The organism is Sphingopyxis sp. Geo48, assembly GCF_949769155.1.
Lineage (GTDB): Bacteria > Pseudomonadota > Alphaproteobacteria > Sphingomonadales > Sphingomonadaceae > Sphingopyxis.
In genome coordinates this window covers 145,554-168,727 of sequence record NZ_CATKPA010000002.1, presented here as the reverse complement: position 1 = coordinate 168,727, position 23,174 = coordinate 145,554, and the positions used below count along the sequence as shown (strand labels likewise).

The 23,174-nt window shown below is 65.0% G+C and carries 25 protein-coding genes, 1 tRNA gene and 1 other RNA gene; 13 read left to right on the top strand and 14 right to left on the bottom strand.

The window, feature by feature from the left end:
* Positions 1-60: 60 nt before the first annotated feature.
* Positions 61-348, top strand: coding sequence for a chorismate mutase (locus tag QOL79_RS07470; RefSeq protein ID WP_058456080.1), 288 nt, complete (start codon positions 61-63; stop codon positions 346-348).
* Positions 345-1,034, top strand: a complete 690-nt coding sequence (locus QOL79_RS07465; RefSeq protein ID WP_283419164.1) for a glutathione S-transferase N-terminal domain-containing protein — start codon at positions 345-347, stop codon at positions 1,032-1,034. Before QOL79_RS07470 ends, QOL79_RS07465 begins: the two co-directional genes overlap by 4 nt.
* A gap of 490 nt (positions 1,035-1,524) precedes the next feature.
* Here the strand turns inward: QOL79_RS07465 and QOL79_RS07460 are convergent, their stop codons facing one another.
* The 11 genes from QOL79_RS07460 to QOL79_RS07410 all read right to left on the bottom strand — a co-directional run bounded on the left by QOL79_RS07460 (position 1,525) and on the right by QOL79_RS07410 (position 11,276).
* Entirely contained in the window at positions 1,525-2,829 is a 1,305-nt protein-coding gene (locus QOL79_RS07460) for a sensor histidine kinase (RefSeq protein WP_283419668.1), read from the bottom strand.
* 96 nt (positions 2,830-2,925) lie between these two features.
* Positions 2,926-3,588, bottom strand: coding sequence for a response regulator transcription factor (locus QOL79_RS07455; protein ID WP_058456077.1), 663 nt, complete (start codon positions 3,586-3,588; stop codon positions 2,926-2,928).
* A 105-nt stretch (positions 3,589-3,693) separates the two neighbouring features.
* The gene (locus tag QOL79_RS07450) at positions 3,694-4,002 is read right to left on the bottom strand and encodes a hypothetical protein (protein WP_282949554.1); all 309 of its coding nucleotides are present in this window, start codon (positions 4,000-4,002) and stop codon (positions 3,694-3,696) included.
* A 97-nt stretch (positions 4,003-4,099) separates the two neighbouring features.
* A tRNA-Val gene (locus tag QOL79_RS07445) sits at positions 4,100-4,174 on the bottom strand.
* Positions 4,175-4,335: 161 nt separating this feature from the next.
* Positions 4,336-4,608: an HU family DNA-binding protein gene (locus tag QOL79_RS07440; protein ID WP_003044445.1), complete on the bottom strand. Its 273-nt coding sequence runs from the start codon at positions 4,606-4,608 to the stop codon at positions 4,336-4,338.
* Positions 4,609-4,790: 182 nt separating this feature from the next.
* On the bottom strand, positions 4,791-7,187 hold the full coding sequence (gene lon, locus QOL79_RS07435) for an endopeptidase La (RefSeq protein ID WP_058456076.1): 2,397 nt from the start codon (positions 7,185-7,187) through the stop codon (positions 4,791-4,793).
* A gap of 133 nt (positions 7,188-7,320) precedes the next feature.
* A complete protein-coding gene (locus QOL79_RS07430; RefSeq protein WP_282949553.1) occupies positions 7,321-7,656 on the bottom strand; it encodes a YbaB/EbfC family nucleoid-associated protein in 336 nt (111 codons plus the stop codon).
* Complete coding sequence (locus tag QOL79_RS07425; RefSeq protein WP_283419163.1) at positions 7,653-9,356, bottom strand: DNA polymerase III subunit gamma/tau; 1,704 nt, start codon at positions 9,354-9,356, stop codon at positions 7,653-7,655. The genes QOL79_RS07430 and QOL79_RS07425 overlap by 4 nt, the downstream gene beginning before the upstream one ends.
* A 181-nt stretch (positions 9,357-9,537) precedes the next feature.
* An RNA gene (gene ffs / locus QOL79_RS07420) (signal recognition particle sRNA small type) lies at positions 9,538-9,635 on the bottom strand.
* 214 nt (positions 9,636-9,849) lie between these two features.
* The gene (locus QOL79_RS07415; protein ID WP_283419162.1) at positions 9,850-10,188 is read right to left on the bottom strand and encodes a 2Fe-2S iron-sulfur cluster-binding protein; all 339 of its coding nucleotides are present in this window, start codon (positions 10,186-10,188) and stop codon (positions 9,850-9,852) included.
* The gene (locus QOL79_RS07410) at positions 10,185-11,276 is read right to left on the bottom strand and encodes a cysteine desulfurase family protein (protein ID WP_283419667.1); all 1,092 of its coding nucleotides are present in this window, start codon (positions 11,274-11,276) and stop codon (positions 10,185-10,187) included. Before QOL79_RS07410 ends, QOL79_RS07415 begins: the two co-directional genes overlap by 4 nt.
* A gap of 271 nt (positions 11,277-11,547) precedes the next feature.
* On the opposite strand from QOL79_RS07410, the gene QOL79_RS07405 reads away from it, so the two are divergent.
* The gene (locus QOL79_RS07405) at positions 11,548-12,204 is read left to right on the top strand and encodes an alpha/beta hydrolase (protein ID WP_058453864.1); all 657 of its coding nucleotides are present in this window, start codon (positions 11,548-11,550) and stop codon (positions 12,202-12,204) included.
* A 104-nt stretch (positions 12,205-12,308) separates the two neighbouring features.
* Here the strand turns inward: QOL79_RS07405 and QOL79_RS07400 are convergent, their stop codons facing one another.
* On the bottom strand, positions 12,309-12,473 hold the full coding sequence (locus QOL79_RS07400) for a hypothetical protein (RefSeq protein WP_283419161.1): 165 nt from the start codon (positions 12,471-12,473) through the stop codon (positions 12,309-12,311).
* A gap of 155 nt (positions 12,474-12,628) precedes the next feature.
* Here QOL79_RS07400 and rpiB point away from each other — a divergent pair, with 155 nt between their 5' ends.
* Genes rpiB through QOL79_RS07370 form a run of 6 tightly spaced genes read left to right on the top strand, consistent with a single transcriptional unit; the run spans position 12,629 to position 16,075 of the window.
* Positions 12,629-13,081: a ribose 5-phosphate isomerase B gene (gene rpiB / locus QOL79_RS07395; RefSeq protein WP_283419160.1), complete on the top strand. Its 453-nt coding sequence runs from the start codon at positions 12,629-12,631 to the stop codon at positions 13,079-13,081.
* Entirely contained in the window at positions 13,078-14,385 is a 1,308-nt protein-coding gene (gene glyA, locus QOL79_RS07390) for a serine hydroxymethyltransferase (protein ID WP_058453866.1), read from the top strand. Before rpiB ends, glyA begins: the two co-directional genes overlap by 4 nt.
* Positions 14,386-14,389: 4 nt before the next feature.
* The gene (locus tag QOL79_RS07385) at positions 14,390-14,608 is read left to right on the top strand and encodes a hypothetical protein (protein WP_283419159.1); all 219 of its coding nucleotides are present in this window, start codon (positions 14,390-14,392) and stop codon (positions 14,606-14,608) included.
* A gap of 3 nt (positions 14,609-14,611) precedes the next feature.
* Positions 14,612-15,079 (top strand): transcriptional regulator NrdR, encoded by a 468-nt coding sequence (gene nrdR, locus QOL79_RS07380; RefSeq protein WP_058815301.1) that lies wholly within the window; start codon positions 14,612-14,614, stop codon positions 15,077-15,079.
* Entirely contained in the window at positions 15,076-15,804 is a 729-nt protein-coding gene (locus tag QOL79_RS07375; RefSeq protein WP_282949545.1) for an RNA methyltransferase, read from the top strand. The genes nrdR and QOL79_RS07375 overlap by 4 nt, the downstream gene beginning before the upstream one ends.
* A gap of 25 nt (positions 15,805-15,829) precedes the next feature.
* A complete protein-coding gene (locus tag QOL79_RS07370) occupies positions 15,830-16,075 on the top strand; it encodes a hypothetical protein (RefSeq protein ID WP_058453870.1) in 246 nt (81 codons plus the stop codon).
* 43 nt (positions 16,076-16,118) lie between these two features.
* Here the strand turns inward: QOL79_RS07370 and QOL79_RS07365 are convergent, their stop codons facing one another.
* Positions 16,119-16,427, bottom strand: a complete 309-nt coding sequence (locus QOL79_RS07365; protein ID WP_058453871.1) for a chorismate mutase — start codon at positions 16,425-16,427, stop codon at positions 16,119-16,121.
* A gap of 201 nt (positions 16,428-16,628) precedes the next feature.
* Between QOL79_RS07365 and rpsD the strand changes: the two genes are divergently transcribed.
* Complete coding sequence (gene rpsD / locus QOL79_RS07360; RefSeq protein ID WP_058453872.1) at positions 16,629-17,240, top strand: 30S ribosomal protein S4; 612 nt, start codon at positions 16,629-16,631, stop codon at positions 17,238-17,240.
* An 87-nt stretch (positions 17,241-17,327) separates the two neighbouring features.
* Here the strand turns inward: rpsD and QOL79_RS07355 are convergent, their stop codons facing one another.
* Entirely contained in the window at positions 17,328-19,310 is a 1,983-nt protein-coding gene (locus tag QOL79_RS07355) for an alpha/beta hydrolase family protein (RefSeq protein WP_283419158.1), read from the bottom strand.
* A 170-nt stretch (positions 19,311-19,480) separates the two neighbouring features.
* Here QOL79_RS07355 and QOL79_RS07350 point away from each other — a divergent pair, with 170 nt between their 5' ends.
* The 3 genes from QOL79_RS07350 to aguB all read left to right on the top strand — a co-directional run bounded on the left by QOL79_RS07350 (position 19,481) and on the right by aguB (position 23,166).
* Positions 19,481-21,160 carry a M28 family metallopeptidase gene (locus QOL79_RS07350; protein ID WP_283419157.1) on the top strand — a complete coding sequence of 560 codons (1,680 nt, stop codon included), beginning with the start codon at positions 19,481-19,483 and terminating at the stop codon, positions 21,158-21,160.
* 106 nt (positions 21,161-21,266) lie between these two features.
* A complete protein-coding gene (locus tag QOL79_RS07345) occupies positions 21,267-22,256 on the top strand; it encodes an agmatine deiminase family protein (protein ID WP_283419156.1) in 990 nt (329 codons plus the stop codon).
* Between the two features lie 58 nt (positions 22,257-22,314).
* On the top strand, positions 22,315-23,166 hold the full coding sequence (aguB, locus tag QOL79_RS07340) for an N-carbamoylputrescine amidase (RefSeq protein WP_283419155.1): 852 nt from the start codon (positions 22,315-22,317) through the stop codon (positions 23,164-23,166).
* Positions 23,167-23,174 lie beyond the last annotated feature (8 nt).

Genomic DNA, 23,174 nt, shown 5'->3' with positions numbered 1-23,174 from the left:
TTCGGCTTGCCTTGCGCCCCTCGCCGGTGCCAAGCGTTCCCTACATAAGAGGAGCCGCGCATGGTCGACCAACTCAGCCGTTACCGCCAGAGCATAGACAATATCGACGCTGCGCTCGTCTATATGCTCGCCGAACGGTTCAAGGTAACGAAGGCGGTCGGCGAGCTGAAGGCGCGCGAGGGCCTGCCGCCCGCCGACCCCGGCCGCGAGGAGCGCCAGATCGGCCGGCTGCGCGAGCTGGCACGCGATGCCGATCTCGATCCCGATTTCACCGAGAAGTTTTTGCGCTTCATCATCGACGAGGTGATCCGCCACCATCAGCAGGCGAAGCGGGAGACCGAGGCGTGACGCATCCGATTTTCGCCAAATGGCCCGCGCAGCATCACGATCGGCTGCAACTGTTCGGCGCGCCGACGCCGAACGGGGTCAAGGTCAGCATCATGCTGGAAGAGACCGGCCTGCCCTATGAAGCGCACCGCGTCGACATCATGGCGAACGAAAGCCACGACCCGGCGTTTGTTGCCCTCAACCCGAACGGCAAGATTCCGGCGATCTACGACCCCGACGGGCCGGGCGGCAAGCCGCTGGCACTGTTCGAATCGGGCGCGATCCTGATCTACCTCGCCGACAAGACCGGCCAGTTCCTGCCCGCCGATCCCGGGGCTCGCTATCAGGCCATCCAGTGGCTGATGTGGCAGATGGGCGGCGCGGGGCCGATCTTCGGCCAACTCGGCTTCTTCCACAAATTCGCGGGGCGCGACTATGAGGACAAGCGCCCGCGCGACCGCTACGCCGCCGAATCCGCGCGCCTGCTGGGCGTTCTCGACGCTCGGCTCGACGGACGGGCGTGGATCATGGGCGAGGACTATAGCATCGCCGACATTTCGCTGCTCGGCTGGGTGCGGAACCTGATCGGATTCTATGACGCCGCCGAGATCGTCGGCTTCGACCGCTTCAAGCATGTCCAGGCGTGGCTCGATCGCGGCCTTGCGCGGCCGGCGGTGCAGCGCGGGCTTGTGGTGTGCGCGACCTAAAATCACAAACGCCGTGCGTAGAAGTGCCGGGACTGCAACCTTCGTGCCTTTAACGCGACAAAAGCGACGGATGGAGCGCGTGAAAATGTCGCCTTTGTCGCTTTAGCGAGGCTTTCGTCGGACAACCTTGCGATCTGCGGACATTTTCAAAGAGCCGAGCAGACGGTCTCACGGCGCAATAATGTAGGAAAGCATTTTCGGCAGGGCGGGAGATGTCCGCTGATTGACCGGAAGTGGACATTAGCTCCTCCCTGTCGCGCAGCGATGGGGAGGTGGCAGCCCGAAGGGCTGACGGAGGGGCTATGGCGCCGACGTCGCGGCCCCTCCACCACTCGCTTCGCGAGCGGTCCCCCTCCCCATGGCTGCGCCACAGGGAGGATAACTCCTTCTTCGTCACCCTGGACTTGACCCGGGGTCCACGACTGCGGCGCTGAAATGGATCCCGGATCAAGTCCGGGATGACGAGGGTCTGGAATCCACCCAATGCCGCCTACCCCGCCGGCAACCTCAACCGTACCAGCAGCCCGCCCAGATCCTCGCTCTCTTCGAGCGCGATGCTGCCGCCGTAGATCTCCGCAACGTCGCGCACGATCGCGAGACCCAGTCCCGTTCCGGGTTTGCCGCTGTCGAGCCGGACGCCGCGATCGAAGATGCGTTGGCGATCGGCGGGCGATATGCCCGCGCCGTCGTCCTCGACGACGATTTCGGCCATCGTGCCGGCGCGCAGGATGGTGACGAACACGCTGCCGCCACCATATTTGGCGGCATTTTCGAGGAGATTGCCGATCAGTTCGTCGAGATCCTGCCGCTCGACGCGCACGACCAGCGCCTTGTCGCCCTCGGCATCGAGCCGGACGTTGGGGTAAAGCAGCCCCACCGCGCGCGATACGCTGTCGACGCTGTCGCGAACATTTGCGCGTGCCTGCGCAGCGCCGCGGCGCCCGACGGCACGCGCGCGGGCAAGATGATGGTCGACCTGCCGCTGCATCGTCGCCGCCTCGCGCCGCACCGTTTGCGCAAGCTCGCTGTCCGACCCGGTCGCGCTGTTGACGAGCACGGTCAGCGGCGTCTTGAGCGCGTGCGCGAGATTACCGGCGTGGAGCCGCGCCTCCTCCGCCTGCTTCTCGTTGTGCGCAAGCAGCGCGTTCAATTCGTCGACCATCGGCTGCACCTCGAGCGGCAGCGGCGCGACGATCCGGCGGTTCTCGCCCCCGCGCATCGCCGCGATCGCGCGGCGGATCTGGCGCAGCGGCAGCAAGCCGTAAAAGGTCTGGAGTGCCGCAAGCACGATCAGCCCGAGCCCGAGCAGACCGAGGCTGGGGATCAGCGTCGCGCGCACCGCGCGGATCTGCAGGTCGAGCGCGTCGCGCGACTGGGCGATCTGGAACCGCCAGCTCACCTTGCTGCCCGGCAGGATGACATTGCGTTCGAGGACGCGGAGTTGTTCGTCGGGAAACTGGTTGCTGTTATACGTGTGGAGCGCATTGTCGATATGCGGCTGCGGCGGCTTCAGGGTGCGTTCCCACAGCGAGCGCGAACGATAGGGTTCCTGCCCGCCGCCGCTGATCTGCCAGTAAAGGCCGCTATAGGGTTCGAGGAATCGCTGGTCGCCGAGCGGTTCGATCAGCCGCACCTCGCCATCGGGCCCGATCTCCGACGAACGGATCATCGCGATCAGCACATATTCGAGGCTGGAGTCGAAGTTGCGCGTGATCGCGCCGGTCAGCACACGGTCGAGCGCGAAGCCGCCGCCGATCAGGAGCACCGAGATCCAGATCGTCGCGATCGCGATCATGCGCCGCGCGAGCGAGCCGGTGATACGGCGCGTCAGCGCGGCGGGCTTTGCGGCTTCGGTCGCTATCGCAGGGGCGGCATCGGCCTCCGCCATGCCTTACTGCGGATCGTCGAGCTGGTAGCCGAGACCGCGGATGGTGGTGATGATATCGGCGCCCAGCTTCTTGCGGATGCGCGTCACAAACACCTCGATCGTGTTCGAATCGCGGTCGAAATCCTGATCGTAGATATGCTCGATCAGCTCGGTGCGCGACACGACCTTGCCCTTGTGATGGAGCAGGTACGACAGGAGCTTATATTCCTGCGCGGTGAGCTTCACCGGCGCGCCGTCGAGCGTCACGCGGCCCGAGCGCGTGTCGAGGCGAACATTGCCCGCAATCAGCTCGCTCGATGCATTGCCCGCGGCGCGGCGGATCAACGCGCGCAGGCGGGCGATCAATTCCTCGGTCTGGAAGGGCTTGGCGAGATAATCGTCGGCGCCCGCGTCGAGCCCCGCAACCTTGTCCGACCAGCTGTCGCGCGCGGTCAGGACGAGCACGGGGAAGTTGCGCTTTTCCTTGCGCCAGCGGTCGAGCACCGTCAGCCCGTCGACTTCGGGCAGCCCAAGGTCGAGGATCGCGGCGTCGTAATTTTCGGTCGAACCCAGGAAATGGCCATCCTCGCCGTCGGTGGCGAGGTCAACGGCATAGCCGGCCCCTTCGAGCGTCGCTTTGAGCTGCGGACCCAGCGTGGGTTCGTCCTCGACAATCAAAATCCGCATTCAGGCGCCTTTCCTTTGCGCGGCCGGTGCGTCCCGCGCCGCGATGGTGCAACTCTGTACCAAGTCCCAACGATCATCGCAAAATGTCGTTGCGCTCGAAAAATGTCAGGGTTTGCGTCCGACGATCCGGCCGGTCCGCGCATCGACATAGACGACGACGACCTGCGCGCCGTCCATGAATTTCAACGCATAGAGCATCCGGCCGGCATCGAACTGCGGCCCGCCGAGATAGGTCATGCCGCTGTAGGGCGGGCGCGATTTGACGTCGGCGACCAGCCGGTTGAGCGGGATCACCTGCCCCTGCGCCGCGGCTTCGCGCAGATTGTCCTGGTCACGATCGCCGCGGGCGAACGCGGGCGTGCCCGCGGCGAGCAGCGAGGCGGATGCAAGGGTTATGGTCAGAATGCGGAACATGCCCATGGTCCTAGTGCGAACGCATTGAATAGGCGATGAATGGGGCCGACAGGCGATAGGCGGCCTTTGCCGCCTCGCATCGATGCGCTTCGGGGAATGGTGGGCGCGACAGGGATTGAACCTGTGACCCCACCCGTGTGAAGGGTGTGCTCTACCGCTGAGCTACGCGCCCATTCCGATGCCCGCTGATAGCCGACGTCCGAAAGCCGGACGGCCATAGCCGCTCGCGCCGGTAATGCAACGCCCATTTGCCGTAATCTCGCCTGGCGATGCAAATCGGGCCGCAGCTTGCGCCACGGCCCGAGATATTTTCACCAAAAGGGTCCGACCAACTTAGTTGACGGCGTCCTTGAGGGCCTTGCCGGCCTTGAACTTCGGCTGGTTCGACGCCGCGATGGTCATCGTTTCGCCGGTGCGCGGGTTGCGACCGGTCGAGGCCTTGCGCTTGCTGACCGCGAACGTGCCAAAGCCGACGAGGCGAACTTCGCCGCCCTTCTTGAGCGCGCCGGTGATCGAATCGAACACGGCTTCGACAGCCTTGCTCGCGTCGCCCTTGGTCAGGCCGCTCGAGTCAGCGACGGCGGCGATCAGGTCTTGTTTGTTCATGCCTAAGGAACCCCTGCATTATGGTTGGATAATCGATTCATGGCCCGAAGCCATGGCGCGCCACTAACGATGTTTCCCCCCGCCTTGTCAAAGCAAAAAAGGCCGAAAAACGCCCCAAAAGGCCGATTATGCGACGAATTTGGGTCCAAAAAGGGCCGGTGGCGCGAGCCGGCCCTTCGGGGTCAGTGCCGAATCGCGGATTCGGGGTCGCTGCCGGGCGAAATCGGCGGTGATGCGGCGAGTTCGTCGGCTTCGGTCCACTCGATCGGTTCGACCGGCGCCGCCAGGGCTTCGGCGAGTACCTGATCGACATGGCTGACCGGAATGATCTTCAGCGACGACGTGATGTTCGCCGGAATCTCGACCAGATCTTTTTCATTCTCCTCGGGGATGAGAACGGTGGTGATCCCGCCGCGCAGCGCCGCGAGCAGCTTTTCCTTGAGCCCGCCGATCGCGAGCACACGGCCACGCAGCGTGACCTCGCCGGTCATCGCGACATCCTTGCGGACCGCGATGCCGGTGAGGGTCGAGACCATCGCCGTGACCATGCCGACGCCCGCCGACGGACCGTCCTTCGGCACCGCGCCCTCGGGCAGGTGGATGTGGATGTCCTTGCGCGCGAACAGGCTGGGCTTGATGCCATAGGCCGGGGCGCGCGCCTTCACGAACGACAGCGCCGCCTGCACGGATTCGGTCATCACTTCGCCGAGCTTGCCGGTAGTCCGCACTTGGCCCTTGCCCGACGCGGTGACCGCCTCGATCGTCAGCAGTTCGCCGCCAACCTGGGTCCAGGCGAGCCCGGTGACCGCGCCGACCTGATCCTCGCGATCCGAAACGCCATGGCGGAATTTCCGCACGCCGGCAAATTCGGCGAGATTGTCGGGGGTAACGACGACGCTTTCCGCCTTGCCCTCGAGGATCTTGCGCAGCGCCTTGCGCGCCAGACGCGCGATCTCGCGCTCGAGCGTGCGGACGCCTGCCTCGCGGGTGTAGTAGCGGATGAGGTCGCGCAAGCCTTCGTCGGTCAGCTCGAACTCACCGGCTTTCAGGCCGTGCGCCTCGATCTGCTTCGCGATCAGGTGACGCTTGGCGATCTCGACCTTCTCGTCCTCGGTATAGCCCTCGAGCCGGATGATCTCCATGCGGTCGAGCAGCGGCTGCGGCAGGTTCAGCGAGTTGGCGGTCGTCACGAACATCACGTCCGACAGGTCGACATCGACCTCCAGATAATGGTCCTGGAACTTCGCATTCTGTTCGGGGTCGAGCACCTCGAGCAGCGCCGAGGCCGGATCGCCGCGAAAATCCTGGCCGAGCTTGTCGATCTCGTCGAGCAGGAACAGCGGGTTCATCGTGCCAGCCTTCTTGAGGTTCGTCACGATCTTGCCCGGCAGCGAGCCGATGTAGGTGCGGCGGTGGCCGCGGATTTCGGCCTCGTCGCGCACGCCGCCCAGCGACTGGCGGACGAATTCGCGGCCCGTCGCCTTCGCAATCGAGCGGCCGAGCGAGGTCTTGCCGACGCCCGGAGGGCCGACGAGGCAGAGGATCGGCCCCTTCAGCTTGTTGGTGCGCGCCTGCACCGCCAGATATTCGACGATCCGGTCCTTGACCTTTTCGAGCGCATAATGGTCGTCGTCGAGGACGGCCTGCGCCTTCGCGATATCCTTCTTGAGCTTGGACTTCTTGCCCCAAGGCAGGCCGATCAGCGTGTCGAGATAATTGCGAACGACGGTCGCTTCGGCCGACATCGGCGCCATCGCGCGCAGCTTCTTGAGCTCGGCGTTCGCCTTGGCCTTGGCTTCCTTCGACATCTTGAGGCTGTCGATCTTGAGCTGCAGCTCGGCGAGGTCGTCGCCGCCTTCGCCATTGTCGTTGCCAAGCTCGCGCTGGATCGCCTTCAACTGTTCGTTGAGGTAATATTCGCGCTGGCTCTTTTCCATCTGGCGCTTCACGCGGCCGCGGATCTTCTTCTCGACCTGCAGCACGCCGAGTTCGCCCTCCATGAAGGCGAAAACCATCTCGAGCCGCTTCGCGGGCGCATCCTCGACGAGCAACGCCTGCTTGTCGGAGACCTTGATGTTGAGATTGCCCGCGACCGAGTCGGCAAGGCGCGAGGCGTCGTCGATTTGCGACAGTTGCACCGCGGTCTCGGCCGGCATCTTCTTGTTGAGCTTGGCGTAGCTTTCGAACTGGTCGACGACCGAGCGCATCAGCGCGGCGGTATCGACGCTGTCGTCGAGCGTGTCGGAGATCGGCTTTACCGTCGCCATCACCGCCTTGCCGTCATCGGCAAGGCTCGTCAGCTTTGCGCGTTCCTTGCCCTCGACGAGCACGCGCACGGTGCCGTCGGGAAGCTTAAGCAACTGCAAAACGGTGGCAATTACGCCGGTGTCATAAAGATCGTCGCGCTGCGGGTCGTCCTCGCCGGGATCGAGCTGGGCGACGAGGAAAATTTCCTTGTCGCTTTCCATGGCGGTTTCGAGCGCGGCGACCGAGCGGTCGCGGCCCACGAACAACGGAACGATCATGTGCGGGAAAACAACGATATCGCGCAGCGGCAACAGGGGATAGGATTGCGTCATCAGGGCTCCTGGACGCGCGCCGCGACCCGGCGCGCCATCCTTCTTATAGGCGGTTCATCGCTAATATGGCGTAACTTGCCGCGCATTCAATGACGCAAGCCTGAACGGACGGCGGAAGCTGGGGACAAGACCGTCAGAACGGCAGCTTGAACCCCGGCGGGAGCGGCAGGCCGCTCGTCATCCTGCCCATTTCCTCATTGCTTGCGGCATCGGCCTTTTCGCGCGCGTCGTTGAAGGCTGCGGCGAGCAGATCCTCGAGCATCTGCTTGTCGGAGGGGACCATCAGGCTGTCGTCGATGCTGATCGCCTTGATCCGGCCCTTGGCGGTCGCCGTGATCCTAACGAGGCCGCCGCCCGAGACGCCCTCGACCTCGACGGTGTCGAGCTTCGCCTGCGCCTCCTGCATCTGCGCCTGCACGGTCGCGGCGGCTTCCTGCGCCGCCTTCATCATTTCTTCGATCGATTTCATGGGTTCAGCCTTTTATGGTTGGCGTCGTCTTCGACAAGCCTTGCGTCGGGGAAAGCCGCGAGCGCGGCCTTCACGACCGGCAGTTCGCGAATACGGGACTCATTGTCGGCAAGCTTCGCGGCGCGCATCTGGCCGAGGCTCGGGCGCCCCTCGCCCTCGCCCGCCCGCACCTGCCAGCGGCTGCCGGTCTGGGCATGCAGCGCCTCGCCCAGCCGGCGCGCGAAATCGCCGTCGAGCGCCGGAACGGGGGCATAGACGAGCAAGCCGGGTTCGAGCTCGACAAGTTTGAGGTCGTCATAAACCTGGCGCGCAAGCTGATGATTACCGGTGCTTTCCAGAAGCTGGTGGATTTGCGCGATGGTGAGCGCCGAGGTCGGCGTTTCGGCGCCTTCCGGCACCGGTGCGGCCGCAGCCGCGCTCTCGCGCCCGGTCGGTGCGGGCGGCGCACCGAGCGGCATCGCGGGCACGCCGCCCGATTCGAGCAGCTTCGCAAGCTCGCCCGGATCGGGCAGCGACGCGGCGTAAATTACACGAAGCAGCAGCATTTCGAGATGTTCGAGCGGATTGTTCGCGCGCAGCACCTCGTCATGCCCCTTGAGCAAGAGCTGCCACAGGCGGTTGAGCGGTGCGAACCCGAGCTTCTTCGCCCAGTCGCCGATGCGTTCGCGGTCGCTCGCGGCGAGCGCGGGATCGTCGTGGCGCGATACTTTGGCGAGCGTCACGGCGTGCGTCAGGTCCATCAGCCCGCGCACCATCGCGACGGGCTCGATCCCCAGCGCATATTGCGCGCGGGCGAGATCGATCGCGCCGCCGCTGTCGCCCTCGAGGATCGCCGCCATCAACTGCGCGATCGCGGTGCGGTCCGACAGCCCCAGCATCGTGCGCACCTGATCGGCGCTTATCTTGCCTCCGCCATCGAGGTCGGCGTGCGCGATTGCCTGGTCGAGGATCGACAGCCCGTCGCGTACCGATCCTTCGGCAGCGTTGGCGATCAGCCAGATCGCGGGCGCCTCGGCCTCGACGCCCTCTTTCTGCAGGATCGCGCTGAAATGCGCGAACAGCATGTCGGGGGTGATGCGGCGGAGGTCGAACCGCTGGCAGCGCGACAGCACCGTCACGGGCACCTTGTTCACTTCGGTGGTCGCGAACAGGAACTTGACGTGTGGCGGCGGCTCTTCGAGCGTTTTCAGCAATGCGTTGAACGCGTTACGCGACAACATATGCACTTCGTCGATGATATAGATCTTATAGCGCGCCGACACCGCGGCATAGCGCACCGCCTCGATGATCTCGCGCACGTCGTCGACGCCGGTGTTCGACGCGGCGTCCATCTCGATGACGTCGATATGGCGGCCTTCGGTGATCGCGCGGCATGGTTCGCAGACGCCGCACGGGTCGATCGTCGGCCCGCCCTGCCCGTCGGGGCCGATGCAGTTCAAGGCCTTGGCGATCAGGCGCGCGGTCGAGGTCTTGCCGACCCCGCGCACCCCGGTCATCAGGAAGGCATGCGCCAGCCGGTCACGCGCGATCGCGTTGGCGAGCGTCTTCACCATCGCATCCTGACCGATCAGCTCGGCGAAGGTTTGCGGGCGATATTTGCGGGCGAGGACGCGGTACGGGCCGCTCGATGCGGCGGACGCGGGCGTCTCCGGCAAATCCATTCCCAGCATCGTCGGTTCGTCGTCGGCGGAATCGTCCATAGCCCCGTCTTAAGGGGCCAGCGGGTTATTGTCGAAGGGGAATGCTCGCTCCTGCCTCGTCATGCTGAACTTGTTTCAGCATCCATGGCGCGCCGTTGTCCTCCGACGCAGCGCCGAACGAGAGCAAGGGGCCATGGACCCTGAAACATGTTCAGGGTGACGAGAATAGGTAGACTGTAGTGAGGGTGGGAGCCGGAACGACCCGCAGCGAATTCGTTGCGGCTGCTTCCTTCCGGACCTGACCGGGTTGGCGAAGACTGCGTCCGCCCGACTCCCGCCGCGCATATGGCGGGGATGGTGATAAAATGCAAGATCGGCCGGGTCGACCGGCGTTTCGTCTGTTTTGGGGTGGATTCCAGACCGTCCCCTAATTCCGTTCGTGTCGAGCGAAGTCGAGACATCCGGCAGCCTTGCGCCTAGCCCGAGGCGCATCTCGACTTCGCTCGATGCGAACGGATCAGGTTGGGCTCACGTCCACCCCGGTCGTTAGCTGTCAGCGCGGCCCCTGCATATTGCGGCTTTCGGGGGGAATATGGACGGTCAGCCCGTCAAGATCCTCTGTCAGCACGATCTGGCACGACAGTCGGCTGGTGCGGCGCACCCCGGCGGCGAGGTCGAGCATATCTTCCTCCATCTCGCTCGCGGGGGGCAGACGGTCAAAATCTTCTTTCGCGACGATGACATGGCAGGTCGAGCAGGCCATCTGGCCCTCACACGTTCCCTCGAGCGGCATCAGATGCGCCTGCGCGACGTCGAGCAGGATATCGCCCGGCTTCGCCTCGGCCTCGGTGCGCCCCTTGCCGTCTGCGTGGATGAAGGTGACGCGCATCAATTAACCCCCTGGAGCCGCGCGGCATCCTTGATCGCCTGCAGCCCCTCGCGCAACTCGGCTTCGGTGGTGTAGCGTCCCCAACCGAGACGGATCGAGGCACGCGCATCGGCTTCGCTGATACCCATCGCGCGGAGAACATGGCTGACCTTGCCCGACCCGCTGCCGCACGCGCTGCCAAGCGAGAAAGCGACATTGCGGGCGTCGGACATCAGGCGGAGACCGTTCACACCCTCGCGGCGGATGTTGAGATTGCCGCGATAGCGTGGGCTTCCCGCGCCGTTGAGCGCCCATTCGGGGAGGGCGTCCATCGCGAGCGACCATAGTCGCTCGACATGCTCGGCATCCTTGTCGAACCGCTCGGCGGCGAGCGCCGCCGCGGCGCCGAAACCGGCGCAGAGCGCGGGCGAGACCGTGCCCGATCGCATCCCCTGCTCCTGCGCCCCGCCGAACATCAAGGGCCCAAGGTCGATGCCGTCGCGAACCCACAGCGCGCCGATGCCTTTCGGTCCATGGATTTTGTGCGCCGAGAGTGCGATCAGGTCGGCGCCGTCGGGGATCGCAACGCGGCCATAGCCCTGCACCGCATCGCAGAGCAGCAAGCTGCCTTTCGCATGCGCGGCTCCGACGAAATCGGCGACCGGCTGGATCGTCCCGACCTCGTTGTTGACCAGCATCGTCGCGACGATCCCGTTCTCCGGGATCAGCGCGTCGTCGGGCGGCAGCGCCAGTCCCTCGCCGTTCACCGGCAGAATATTCGCATTCAGCCGTTCGAGGCATTGCAGCGAGGCGGCATGTTCGATGCTCAGCCCCGCGACCCCGCCGGGCTTCGCCCTGGGGCCGCTGAACAGCGCCCAGTTGAGCGCCTCGGTCGCGCCCGATGTGAAGAAGACGCGCCCGCCCTTGGGCAGCAGCGCCGCGACCTGATCGCGGGCGACCTCGACAGCCGCCGCCGCCGCACGCCCGGCCTTGTGCGTGCTCGAAGGATTGGCGAAACCATCGTCATTCCCCGGACCTCCGAGCCAGCGCAGCATCGCCTCGCGCGCCTCGGGAGCGAGCGGCGTCGTGGCCTGATAGTCGAGGTAAATCATCTGTGGCATTTGCCCATTAATCTCTTTGGTGTCGAGCGATGCTCTGGATCGTCGTCATCCCGGACTTGATCCGGGATCCATTGCCGCGGCGCCGGAATAGTGGATCCCGGATCAAGTCCGGGATAACGAACCCGGCTGAATGCCATCTTATTGCGAGCGATTCGCAAAAGTTGCAACTTGCCACCCGATTTCTATATAGGCGCCATCTTCGCTCCGCCACCCCGCCAGCCGGCGATTCGGCCTTGAGCTCAAAAAGATAAGAGGTGCTCCCATGCCCGACGTGATTTTCCCCGGCCCCGAGGGCCGTATCGAAGGCCGTTTCTCGCCCCCGCCGCGTCCGCGCGCGCCCGTCGCGCTGATCCTTCACCCGCATCCGCAGGGCGGCGGCACGATGAACGATCGCATCACGCAGGCGATGTACAAGAGCTTCGTCGCGCGCGGTTTCGCGGTACTCCGCTTCAACTTCCGCGGCGTCGGCCGCAGCCAGGGCACGTTCGACAACGGCATCGGCGAACTCAGCGACGCCGCCTCGGCGCTCGACTGGGTGCAGTCGATCCATCCCGAGGCGCAAACGACGTGGGTCGCTGGCTTCAGCTTCGGCGCGTGGATCGGGATGCAGCTCTTGATGCGCCGCCCCGAAATCCGCGGTTTCCTGTCGGTCGCACCGCCGGCGAACATGTACGACTTCAGCTTCCTCGCGCCCTGCCCCTCGTCGGGCATCATCGTTGCGGGCGGTCAGGACGAGATCGTGCCCCCGGCTGCAATCCAGAAGCTCGTCGACAAGCTGCGCACCCAAAAGGGCATCACGATCCATCACGACGAGATCCCGCGCGCCAATCACTTCTTCGAACATGAGCTCGACCAGTTGATGAAGTCGCTCGATAACTATCTGGATATGCGGCTCGCCCCCGATTCGCCAATCCGCTGATTCAGCTCCTCTCGTCATTGCGACCGAAGCGAAACGATCCAGAGCGGTGCAATGCCGCCCCTGGATTGCCGCATCGCCTTCGGCTCCTCGCAATGACGATAAGGCTATTTGGTCGGGATCATCCAGATCGCCACATTGGCGAACAGCACCAGCGCCGCGACCACCATCAGGAGCGCGCGGCGGCGGTCGCCGTGGCGGAAGACCATCAATGCGCCGCCGAGCAGCGCGAAACCGCCGAGCATGGCGATCGAAAGCAGCGTGTCACCCATGGCGGCGCTCTACGCGGCGTCCCCTGCCCGGTCAAACGCGCTCTCCGGTCAGGCCCGCTTTGTGACAAAATAATGGATCGCGGCTTATGGCCAATTCGCGACGCTTCGCCTAAAGCGCGCTCATCGATTCCCTTCGACCTTACGGGAGCCGCGCCATGCGCATCGCGATAGCCTCTGACCATGCCGCTTACGAGCTGAAAGCCCTGCTCGCCGACTGGCTGCGCGCCGACGGGCACGAGGTCACCGATCTCGGCACCAACGGTCCCGACAGCGTCGATTATCCCGACTATGGCTATCGCCTAGCCGAAGCCGTGGCGAGCGGCAGCGCCGAAAAAGGCGTCGCGCTTTGCGGATCGGGCATCGGCATCTCGATCTCGGTCAACCGCAATCCCGCGTGCCGCTGCGCGCTCGTATCCGAACCGCTGTCGGCGAAACTGTCGCGCGAGCACAATGACGCCAATGTCATCGCGCTCGGCGCGCGGTTGACCGGCATCGACATGGCGAAGGCGTGCATCACCGCCTTCCTGACCACCGACTTCGCGGGCGACCGCCACGCACGCCGCGTCGACAAGCTTTCCCACCCTCCCATTCTGGAGACCAGCCGATGACCACCGAAACGCTCGCCAAGCCCATCAAGTCGGCCGGCTATTTCACCGATGGCGTCGGCGCGACCGATCCGGCGGTGGCCGCTGCGATCAAGCATGAGCTCGAGCGCGAGCAGTATCAGATTGAACTGATCGCCTCGGAGAATATCGTCTCGAAGGCGGTGCTCGAGGCGCAGGGCTCGGTCTTCACCAACAAATATGCCGAAGGCTATCCGGGCAAGCGCTACTATCAGGGCTGCGCGCCGTCGGACGAGGTCGAAACGCTGGCGATCGACCGCGCGAAGAAGCTGTTCGACTGCAATTTCGCCAACGTCCAGCCGCATTCGGGGGCGCAGGCGAACGGTGCGGTGATGCTCGCGCTGACCAAGCCCGGCGCGACGATCCTCGGCATGAGCCTCGACGCCGGTGGCCACCTGACCCACGGCGCGCCGCCCGCCATGTCGGGCAAATGGTTCAATGCGGTGCAGTATGGCGTCCGCGCCGACGACCATCTCGTCGATTTCGACCAGGTCGAGGCGCTCGCGAAAGAACACCGTCCCTCGCTGATCATCGCGGGCGGCTCGGCCTATCCGCGCACGCTCGACTTTGCGCGCTTCCGTGCGATTGCCGATGACGTCGGCGCGTTGCTGATGGTCGACATGGCGCATTTCGCCGGTCTCGTCGCGGGCGGCGCGCATCCGTCACCGATGGAGCATGCGCATGTCGTCACCACGACGACGCACAAGACGCTGCGCGGCCCGCGCGGCGGCATGATCCTGACCAATGACGAGGCGATCGCCAAGCGCATCAATTCGGCGGTCTTCCCCGGCCTGCAGGGCGGGCCGCTGGTTCATGTCATCGCCGCCAAGGCGGTGGCGTTCGGCGAAGCGCTGCGCCCCGAGTTCAAGGACTATGCGAAGGCGACGATCGCGAACGCACAGGCACTCGCGAACCGGCTGAAGGCGCGCGGCGCCGATGTCGTCGCGGGCGGCACCGACACGCACCTGGCGCTGATCGACCTGCGTCCGCTCGGCATCACGGGCCGCGACGCCGACGAGGCGCTCGAACGCAGCGCGATCACCTGCAACAAGAATGGCGTTCCCTTCGATCCGTTGCCGCCGGTCAAGACCAGCGGCATCCGCGTCGGATCGCCCGCGGGCACCACGCGGGGCTTCGGCATCGCCGAGTTCGAAGAGATCGGCGACATGGTTGCCGACGTTCTGGAAGCGCTGCGCGACAAGGGCGAGCATGGCGACGCCGATGTCGAGGCCGACGTCCGCGGCCGCGTCCGCGCGCTCTGCGAACGCTTCCCCATCTATCAGGGATAAGTCCATGGCGCGGCAGCACCCCGAGGAACCGACGCTCGTCGAGCTGACGATCGAAGAGGTCAAGGCGATGGGCAAGCAGGGGATGGACCATCCCTCGACGCGCCCGGTGCTGATCGGCGGCGGGCTGGGGGCGGTTGCGGGCGCGATCCTGCCGGTCGTCACGTGGCCGGTCGGACTGCTCGCGGGCGCCGCTATCGCACTGTACAGCCGGGTGAAACGCTGACCGATGCGCTGCCCCTATTGCGGACATGAAGACAGCCAGGTGAAGGACAGCCGCCCGACCGAGGACGGCGCTGCGATCCGCCGCCGCCGCCAGTGCGAGGACTGCGGCGCGCGCTTCACGACCTTCGAGCGAATCCAGCTCCGCGAGGTCGCCGTGCTGAAAGCTGGCGGCGGCCGCGAGCCCTTCGACCGCGAAAAACTGATGCGCAGCGTCCAGATCGCCTGCCGCAAGCGCCCGATCGACGGCGCGCGGATCGAGCGGCTGGTGTCGGGCATCCAGCGCCAGCTCGAAACCTCGGGCGAAAATGAGGTGCAGGCGGCGCAAATCGGCGCGATGGTGATGGAAGCGCTCAAGGGCTTCGACAATGTCGCCTATATCCGCTTCGCCAGCGTCTATCGCGATTTCACCGAAGCCAAGGATTTCGAGGAATTCGCCTCTTCGATCACCGAGGCAGCACGGCCCGGCAAATGAGCGCGGCCGCACCGCCCCCCGTCATCGTTCTCGTAAGACCGCAGCTTGGCGAAAATATCGGCAAGGCGGCGCGCGCGATGCTCAATTTCGGGCTGACCGAGCTGCGCCTCGTCGCGCCGCGTGACGGCTGGCCAAACCCCGATGCGGGGCCAGCGGCGTCCGGCGCCGACATCGTGCTGGCAAAGGCCGAGGTCTTCGACACGCTGGCCGACGCAGTGGCCGATTGCACGACCATCTACGCGACCACGGTGCGCAAGCGCGGCGTGAGCAAGCCCGTCCTCACGCCCGAGGAGGCGGCGAAGCAGGTCCACGCGACGGCGGGCCGATCGGCATATGTCTTCGGCCCCGAACGATCGGGGCTGGAAACCGACGATGTCGCGCTCGCGCACACCATCGTGACGGTGCCGATCAACCCCGAATTCGGCTCGCTGAACCTCGCGCAGGCGGTGATCCTGCTCGCCTATGAATGGTCGAAGGGCGTCGCGCTGGCGAGTCCGCCCGAAGTGCCGCTCGACCCGCCCGCCGAGCATGGCGAGATGGAGCAGCTGATCCAGCATTTCATCCGCGACCTCGACGCCGCGGGCTATTTCTTTCCCGCCGACCGCACCGAAGCGACGCTGCGCACCTTGCGGACCGCGCTCACCAAGACCGGCTGGTCGTATAATGATATCAGGATGATGCACGGCATCATTACGATACTTGGCAGGACGCCCCGGCCGCGATAACGGAGCGCATCCTCATGCGGAGATTATGATGCTCTCTCTCGTTCTTTCGTTGATGCTGTCCGCGGCCGCCCCCGAAGCCGCGTCCCCTGCCGATCCCGCGACGACCACCATCAAGGCCAAGAAGCCCAAGAAGATCTGCCAGAGCCACACCAACACCGGCTCGCGCATGAAGCGCCAGACCTGCAAGACGCAGCAGGAGTGGGAAAGCGAGCAGCAGACCAACGTCGGCAGCGATGCGCGCCTGACCCACGGCGCCGGCGGCGGCAACTGAGCCCTGGACCCTGTTTCGGCAAGGAACAGGGTCTTGGCGGGCGTCAGCGGCGAAGGGCATCCCACTTGATCGCTTCATAGGCGATCGACTGTTCGACCAGTTCGTTCCAGACGGCGCGCAGCCGTGCGGGCTCCAGCCCCGCGGCTTCCGCTGCACGCGCGATATTGTCGAGAACCTCGGCCTTGCGGGCTTCGTCGCGCACCGAATTCCGGTCGGTCTTGATCCGGGCTGCGGCATCCATATAGCCGAACCGGCGCGCCAGCAGCGCGACGAGTTCGCGGTCGATCTGGTCGACCCCCGCGCGCACCTCGATCATCGTTTCGCATTCGTCGGGTAGTTTGATGACGGTCATGCGCGCTGCCTTTAGCGGCTTTTTCCGCGCCGTCCAGCGTGGGACGCGGGCTTGACTCCTACCTCCCCACCGTCTAACGGCGCGCCTTCGCAGATTGACCCCGCACCCCGGTGAAGCGGTGGTCGCACATGGCAAGCCTATGTGGTGCGATCCGGGATAAACGCCGAAATCCTTCGGCACACAGCAAATTGGAGACGACATATGTCGAAGCGCCAGAGCGCCAAGTATAAACTCGACCGCCGGATGGGCGAAAACATCTGGGGTCGCCCGAAGAGCCCGGTCAACCGCCGCGAATATGGCCCCGGCCAGCACGGTCAGCGCCGCAAGGGCAAGATGTCGGACTTCGGCATCCAGCTCCGCGCGAAGCAGAAGCTGAAGGGCTATTACGGCGACATCACCGAGAAGCAGTTCAAGAAGAACTATTTCGAGGCGTCGCGCATGAAGGGCGACACCGGCCAGAACCTGATCGGCCTGCTCGAACGCCGCCTCGACGCGATCGTCTATCGCTCGAAGTTCGCGCCGACGATCTTCTCGGCCCGCCAGCTCGTGAGCCACGGCCACGTCTATGTGAACGGCGTGAAGTGCAACATCGCGAGCCGCCTCGTGAAGCCGGGCGACGAAGTCACCCTCGGCAAGAAGGCGCAGGAAATGGCGCTGGTCGCCGAAGCGCAGAGCCTGCCCGAGCGCGACCTGCCCGAATATCTGGCGCTCGACGGCACCAAGGCGACCTTCGTCCGCGTGCCCACGCTCGACGAAGTGCCCTATCCGGTGAAGATGGAACCGAACCTCGTCGTCGAATTCTATTCGCGCTGATCGGTTTCGCTATCGAATTCAAGAAGGGGCGGTCCGGAAACGGGCCGCCCCTTTTCGTTTAACGCGCCTTCCTCAAGTCGGCAGGCCTCAATGCGGCAGGAAGGCCGAAATCTTCCGCAGCATGTCGGTGCGCGCCTCCGACGCCTCGAGCGCGTGGCCGAGGTCGGGATATTCGACGAGTTCGACGCGCTTCTTCGCGCCCTCGAGTACGCGCTTCATCGTCCGCGACTGCGCGATCGCGACATTCTGGTCGAGCGTGCCATGGAACATCAGCACCGGCGCCTTGATCGCCCCCGCATTTTCCGCGGGCGATCCCTCGCGGATATGCGGCCCCGTCCCGATGAACTTGCCCTCGATACGGCCGGTGCCATCGCGTGACGCCTCATCCTTCAATTGCGCGAGGTCGGTGACCGGCGCGATCGCGACGATCGACTTGAACAGGTCGGGTGCGAGTACCCCCGATTGCAGCGCGGCGTAACCGCCATAGGACCAGCCGACGATCGACAGCTTTGCGGGATCGGCGCCCTCTTTGACCAGCCAGCGGCCGGCGTCGGTCACATCGCCCACCGCAATGCGCCACGACTGGAAACCATTGTTCTGATACCATTGGTCGCCGAAGCCCGCCGAGCCGCGATAATTGGGCTGCAGCACGGCATAGCCGCTTTGCGCGAAATATTGCGCCAGCCAGTCGAAACCCCATTCATCGCGCGCCGAGGGTCCGCCGTGCGGCATCACGATCGCGGGCAGCCCCTTCGCATCGGTGCGCCCCGGCGGCAGCGTCAGATAGCCGGGCACCATTGTGCCGTCGCCCGCGGGATAGGTGATCGCCTTCACCGGCGACAGTTTCACGGTCGCCAGCTGTTCGCGCGACAGCAGCAGCGGCCGCAGTTCCTTCGCCGCGGGAACGTAAAGATAATAGGCTCCCGGATCGGTGTCGGATTCGGCGCGGACGATATAGCGGCTCTCGTCGGCCGATGCGTCGACGATCACCACCGGCTTGCCGCCCAGCGCCCGCGACAGCGCGTTCGTCATCTTCGCGATGGCGGGGTCGGTCATGACGGCCGTGCGCTGGTCGGTGGCATAGGATACGCCGACGATCCGGCCGTTGCGCCCGACGCGGACGATATCGTCGACATCGACCTCGGGATGTTTGTAGATGGTCGTCGTCGTCCCGCTGCCATCGAGCGCCATCGCGACCACCGCCTGGCGGCCGTCGATCTTCTGGAAACCATAGACGCGATCCGTCGCCGCATCGACCGCTGCGGGCCGGAACCCCTCTTCGGTCACGACGTCGCGCTGCGCCAGATATTGCCAGCTTCCGCCACCCTTCGGCCGGAAGGAATAGCGAACGACCGGATCATATTGCCCGACGCTGCTGGTATAGCCCTGCGTCTCCATGATGCGGACATTGCCCTGCCCGTCCGAGAGATAGTTGGTCGCATCACGGTTGGCCGATTCGACACGGCGCGCCGTGCCGTTCACCGAATCCACCCGATCGACGCCCAGCCCCTCTGCCTTTTTCGCGAGATTCGTCCCGATGGCGGCCTCGGGAACATAGCTGCGCGTCATCAACAGCGACCCATTGTCGGTCGAGGACCAGTCGATCACATTGCCGCCGCGAAAATCGGCGTAGAGCGAGCGATCGCTGCGACGATTGCTGAGCAGGCGAAGGTTGCCCCCCGTCGCGTCGACGGCAATGATATTGCTCGCCCCCATGATGTCGCCCGCCACCACATCGCGCTGGAAGGTCTGGCACGCAAGGCGGGCATTGGTCACCCAGCCGCACCAGCCGAGGCTGCCGTCGGCGCCGCCGTCGCTCGACAGGATTACGCGCGGCTGCGCGCCTTCGGCCGTATCGACGATGAACAGCTGGCGCTTCTGCTTCGCACCCTGCCCGATGAAGGCAAGATGCTGACCATCGGGCGACAGGCTGACGTCGAGGATCGATTCGAGCGCGCCGAACCGGGCCGCGAGATCATTCTCCTGCGCCTGCGCCGCAGGAACCTGCGCAAGCGAGGCTTGCAGGGCCAGCACCGACAGGCCCCGAACGAAAAATTTATGCGAAACCAAGATATATTCCCCCGTTAGAATCTTATGGGCAATGACTGCCACCCGCACCGAAATTATCAAGCGTCTTTGGAACCTTATCGGCGGTTTCATCGCTTGGCTGTTCGCCTTGCATCGACACGCGACGACTGGCACAAGCCCGGTCGCCCGCAAACGAAACCCCAAGGAATTCCATGCTTCGCTTCCCCCGAACCACCGCAGCCTTTGCGCTCCTCCTGTCCGTCGCGGCGTGCGGCGGTGCCGACAAGGCGGCCACCGCCGTCGCCCTGCCCGACGTCCAGTTCCCCGACCTGTCGCTGCAGACGCTGCAGGACGTCACGAGGGAATTGTCTTCCGACGCCTATGAGGGCCGCGCGCCCGGCACCGTGGGCGAGGAAAAGACGATCGCCTATCTGATCAAGCAATATGAGGCGGCGGGGCTGAAGCCCGGCAACAAAGGCAAGTGGACGCAGGATGTCCCGCTGGTCGAGATCACGACGAAAAATGCGACCCCGCTTACCTTCTCCGGCGGCAAGACCCCGGTGACCGCGCAATATGCGAAGGACTATGTCGCCTTCAGCTACCGCGTGCAGCCGAGGACCGAGATCAAGGACAGCGACGTCGTTTTCGTCGGCTATGGCATCAACGCGCCCGAAAAGGGCTGGAACGACTATGCCGGGCTCGACGTCAAGGGCAAGACCGTCATCATCCTCGTCAACGACCCCGACTGGCAGACGAAGGAAGCCAAGGGCGAATTCAACGGCCGCGCGATGACCTATTACGGCCGCTGGACCTATAAATATGAGGAAGCGGCGCGTCAGGGCGCCGCCGCCGCGCTGATCGTCCACGACACCGAACCCGCCGCCTATGGCTGGAACGTCGTCGAATCGAGCAACACCGGAGCCAATTATCTGGCCGAAAGCAAGGACGGCGGCGCCAAGGAAACCGCCGCGAACGGCTGGATCCAGCTCGGCAAGGCGAAGGAGCTGTTCGCGAGCGCGGGACAGGATTTCGACGCGCTGCGCACCGCCGCCGCGAAAAAGGGCTTCAAGCCCGTCGCGCTGACCGGCGTGAAGGCCAACTTCAGCTTCGACAACGCGATCGCCAAGAAGATGTCGCATAACGTCATCGGCGTGCTGCCGGGCGCCAAGCGCCCCGACGAATATGTGCTCTATACCGGCCATTGGGATCATCTCGGCCGCTGCACGCCGGTGAACGGCGACGGCATCTGCAACGGCGCGGTCGACAATGCGAGCGGCATCGCGGGTCTCGTCACGCTGGCACAGGCCTATAAAAAGGCCGGCGCGCCCGATCGCAGCATCGTATTCCTGGCCGTCACCGCCGAGGAATCGGGGCTGCTCGGTTCGAAATATTATGCCGAGAACCCGATCTTCCCGCTCGGCCAGACCGTCGGCGGGGTGAACATGGACTCGCTCAACCCCAATGGCCCCGCGAAGGACATCGTCGTCGTCGGCCGCGGCAAGTCGCAGCTCGACGCCTATCTCGAAAAGGTCGCCAAGGCTGCGAACGTCACGATCGTCGACGAACCGACTCCCGAAAAGGGCTTCTACTACCGCTCGGATCACTTCAGCTTTGCGAAGCTTGGCGTGCCCTTCTTCAACTTCGGCGCGGGCGATGACCTGGTCGCGGGCGGCAAGGAAGCCGGCAAGAAAGCAGCGGAAGATTATGAAAAGAACCGCTATCACGCACCCGCCGACGAATATGATGCAATCGGCAATTGGGACGGGATGCTCGCCGACCTGAAGCTCTATTATGCCGCCGGCCGGATGCTCGCATCGACGACGGCGTGGCCGAACTGGAACGAAGGCGACGAGTTCCGCGCTGCGCGCGACAAATCGCGCCCGGCGAAGTAGAGCTTCGTCATTGCGAGCGAAGCGAAGCAATCCAGAGCGGTATAGGCAGCTCTGGATTGCCGCGTCGCTTCGCTCCTCGCAATGACGAGATAAAGGACAAGCGCCCATGACGCTCAAGATGCCCGCAGAATGGGCGCCGCACGAGGCGGTATGGATCGGATTTCCGCACCTCGATGACGAATGGGCGGGCGCGATCGACGCGGCCCGCGCCGACGTCGCCGCCTTCGCCAACGCCGTCCATGACGGCGGGCGCGGCGAAGAAGTGCGGCTGGTCGTCAACGACGAGAGACAGGCGGAGATCGCGGCGCAGCTGGTCGACACGGGCGTCCATATCCTCGTCCAGCCGCTCGGCGATATCTGGCTGCGCGACACCGGGCCGATCATCGCAGGCACCGGCGCTGCGCGGCGCGCGCGCAACTTCGAATTCAACTGGTGGGGCGAGAAATTCGTCATGCCGGGCGATCAGGAAGTGGGCGCGGCGCTCGCCGCCGCTTCGGGCCTGCCGGTCGACGATCAGGACTGGGTGCTCGAAGGCGGCGCGATCGACGTCGACGGTACCGGGCTTTGCGTCACGACCGAGGAATGCCTCCTTAACACCAACCGCAACCCGGTGCTGACGCGCGAGGATATCGCGGTGCGCCTGCACCAGTCGCTCGGCATCGACCGGCTGCTGTGGCTCGGCAACGGGCTGATCGGCGATCACACCGACGGCCATGTCGACAATCTCGCGCGCTTCGTCGGCGAAGGTCGCCTCGCGCTTCCCGTTGCCGCGGGCAACGATGACCCCAACGCCCATGTCTATGCCGACGCCCGCGCCCGCACCGCGACCGCGGCGTTCGGCGGAATCGAGATCGTCGACCTGCCCTCGCCGGGCCGGGTCGAAATCGACGGCGAATTCGCGGCCGCGAGCTATATGAATTTCTACATCGGCAATACGGTCGTTGTCGTCCCGACCTATGGCGTGGCGAACGATCAGGCCGCGGTCGACATGCTTGCCGCGCTCTTCCCCGATCGCCGCGCCGTCGGCGTGCCCGCGCGCGGGATCATCGTCGGCGGCGGCAGCTTCCATTGCTCGAGCCAGCAGCTTCCGGCCTAGCATAAGGGGCGAAGCGCCCTATATTCCGGCTCGATTCTCGCGCCACCACGGACGAACCATGACCCGCACCATCACCGTCGCCGCGCTACAGCTCCGCCTGCCCGGCCCCCTCCAGCCCAATATCGACGCCGTAACGGCGCTCGTCGAGGAAGCGGCGGCAAAGGGCGCGCAAGTGATCCTGCCGCCCGAACTCTTCGAAGGCCCCTATTTCTGCCAGGTCGAGGAGGAAGAACTCTTCGCAACCGCGCGCCCGACCGCCGAGCATCCGAGCGTCATCGCGATGCAGGCGCTCGCTGCGAAGCTGAAGGTCGCGATCCCGACCAGCTTCTTCGAGAAGGACGGGCCGCATTATTACAACACGCTTGCGATGATCGGACCCGATGGCGCGATTATGGGGACGTACCGCAAGAGCCACATTCCCGATGGCCCCGGCTATGAAGAAAAATACTATTTCCGCCCCGGCAATACGGGCTTCAAGGTCTGGGACGTGTTCGGGACGCGGATCGGCGTCGGTGTGTGCTGGGACCAATGGTATCCCGAATGCGCGCGCGCGATGGCGCTGATGGGCGCAGAGCTGCTCTTCTACCCGACCGCGATCGGCAGCGAACCCTATAACGCCGACCTCGACACCAGCCGCATGTGGCGCCGCGCGATGCAAGGGCACAGCGTGTCGAACTGTATGCCGGTGATCGCCGCCAATCGTATAGGCGCCGAGGGCGATGCGAACTTCTATGGCCACAGTTTCATCACCGACGAATGGGGCGACATGACGCAGGCGTTCGGCGCCAGCGAAACCGGCGTGCTGGTCGAAACGATCGACCTCGACCGCGCGGCGAAGCACCGCGCCGGCATGGGCTTCTTCCGCGACCGCCGGCCGGAGCTTTACGGGCGGCTGGTCGAGGACATCTGACTGCGACC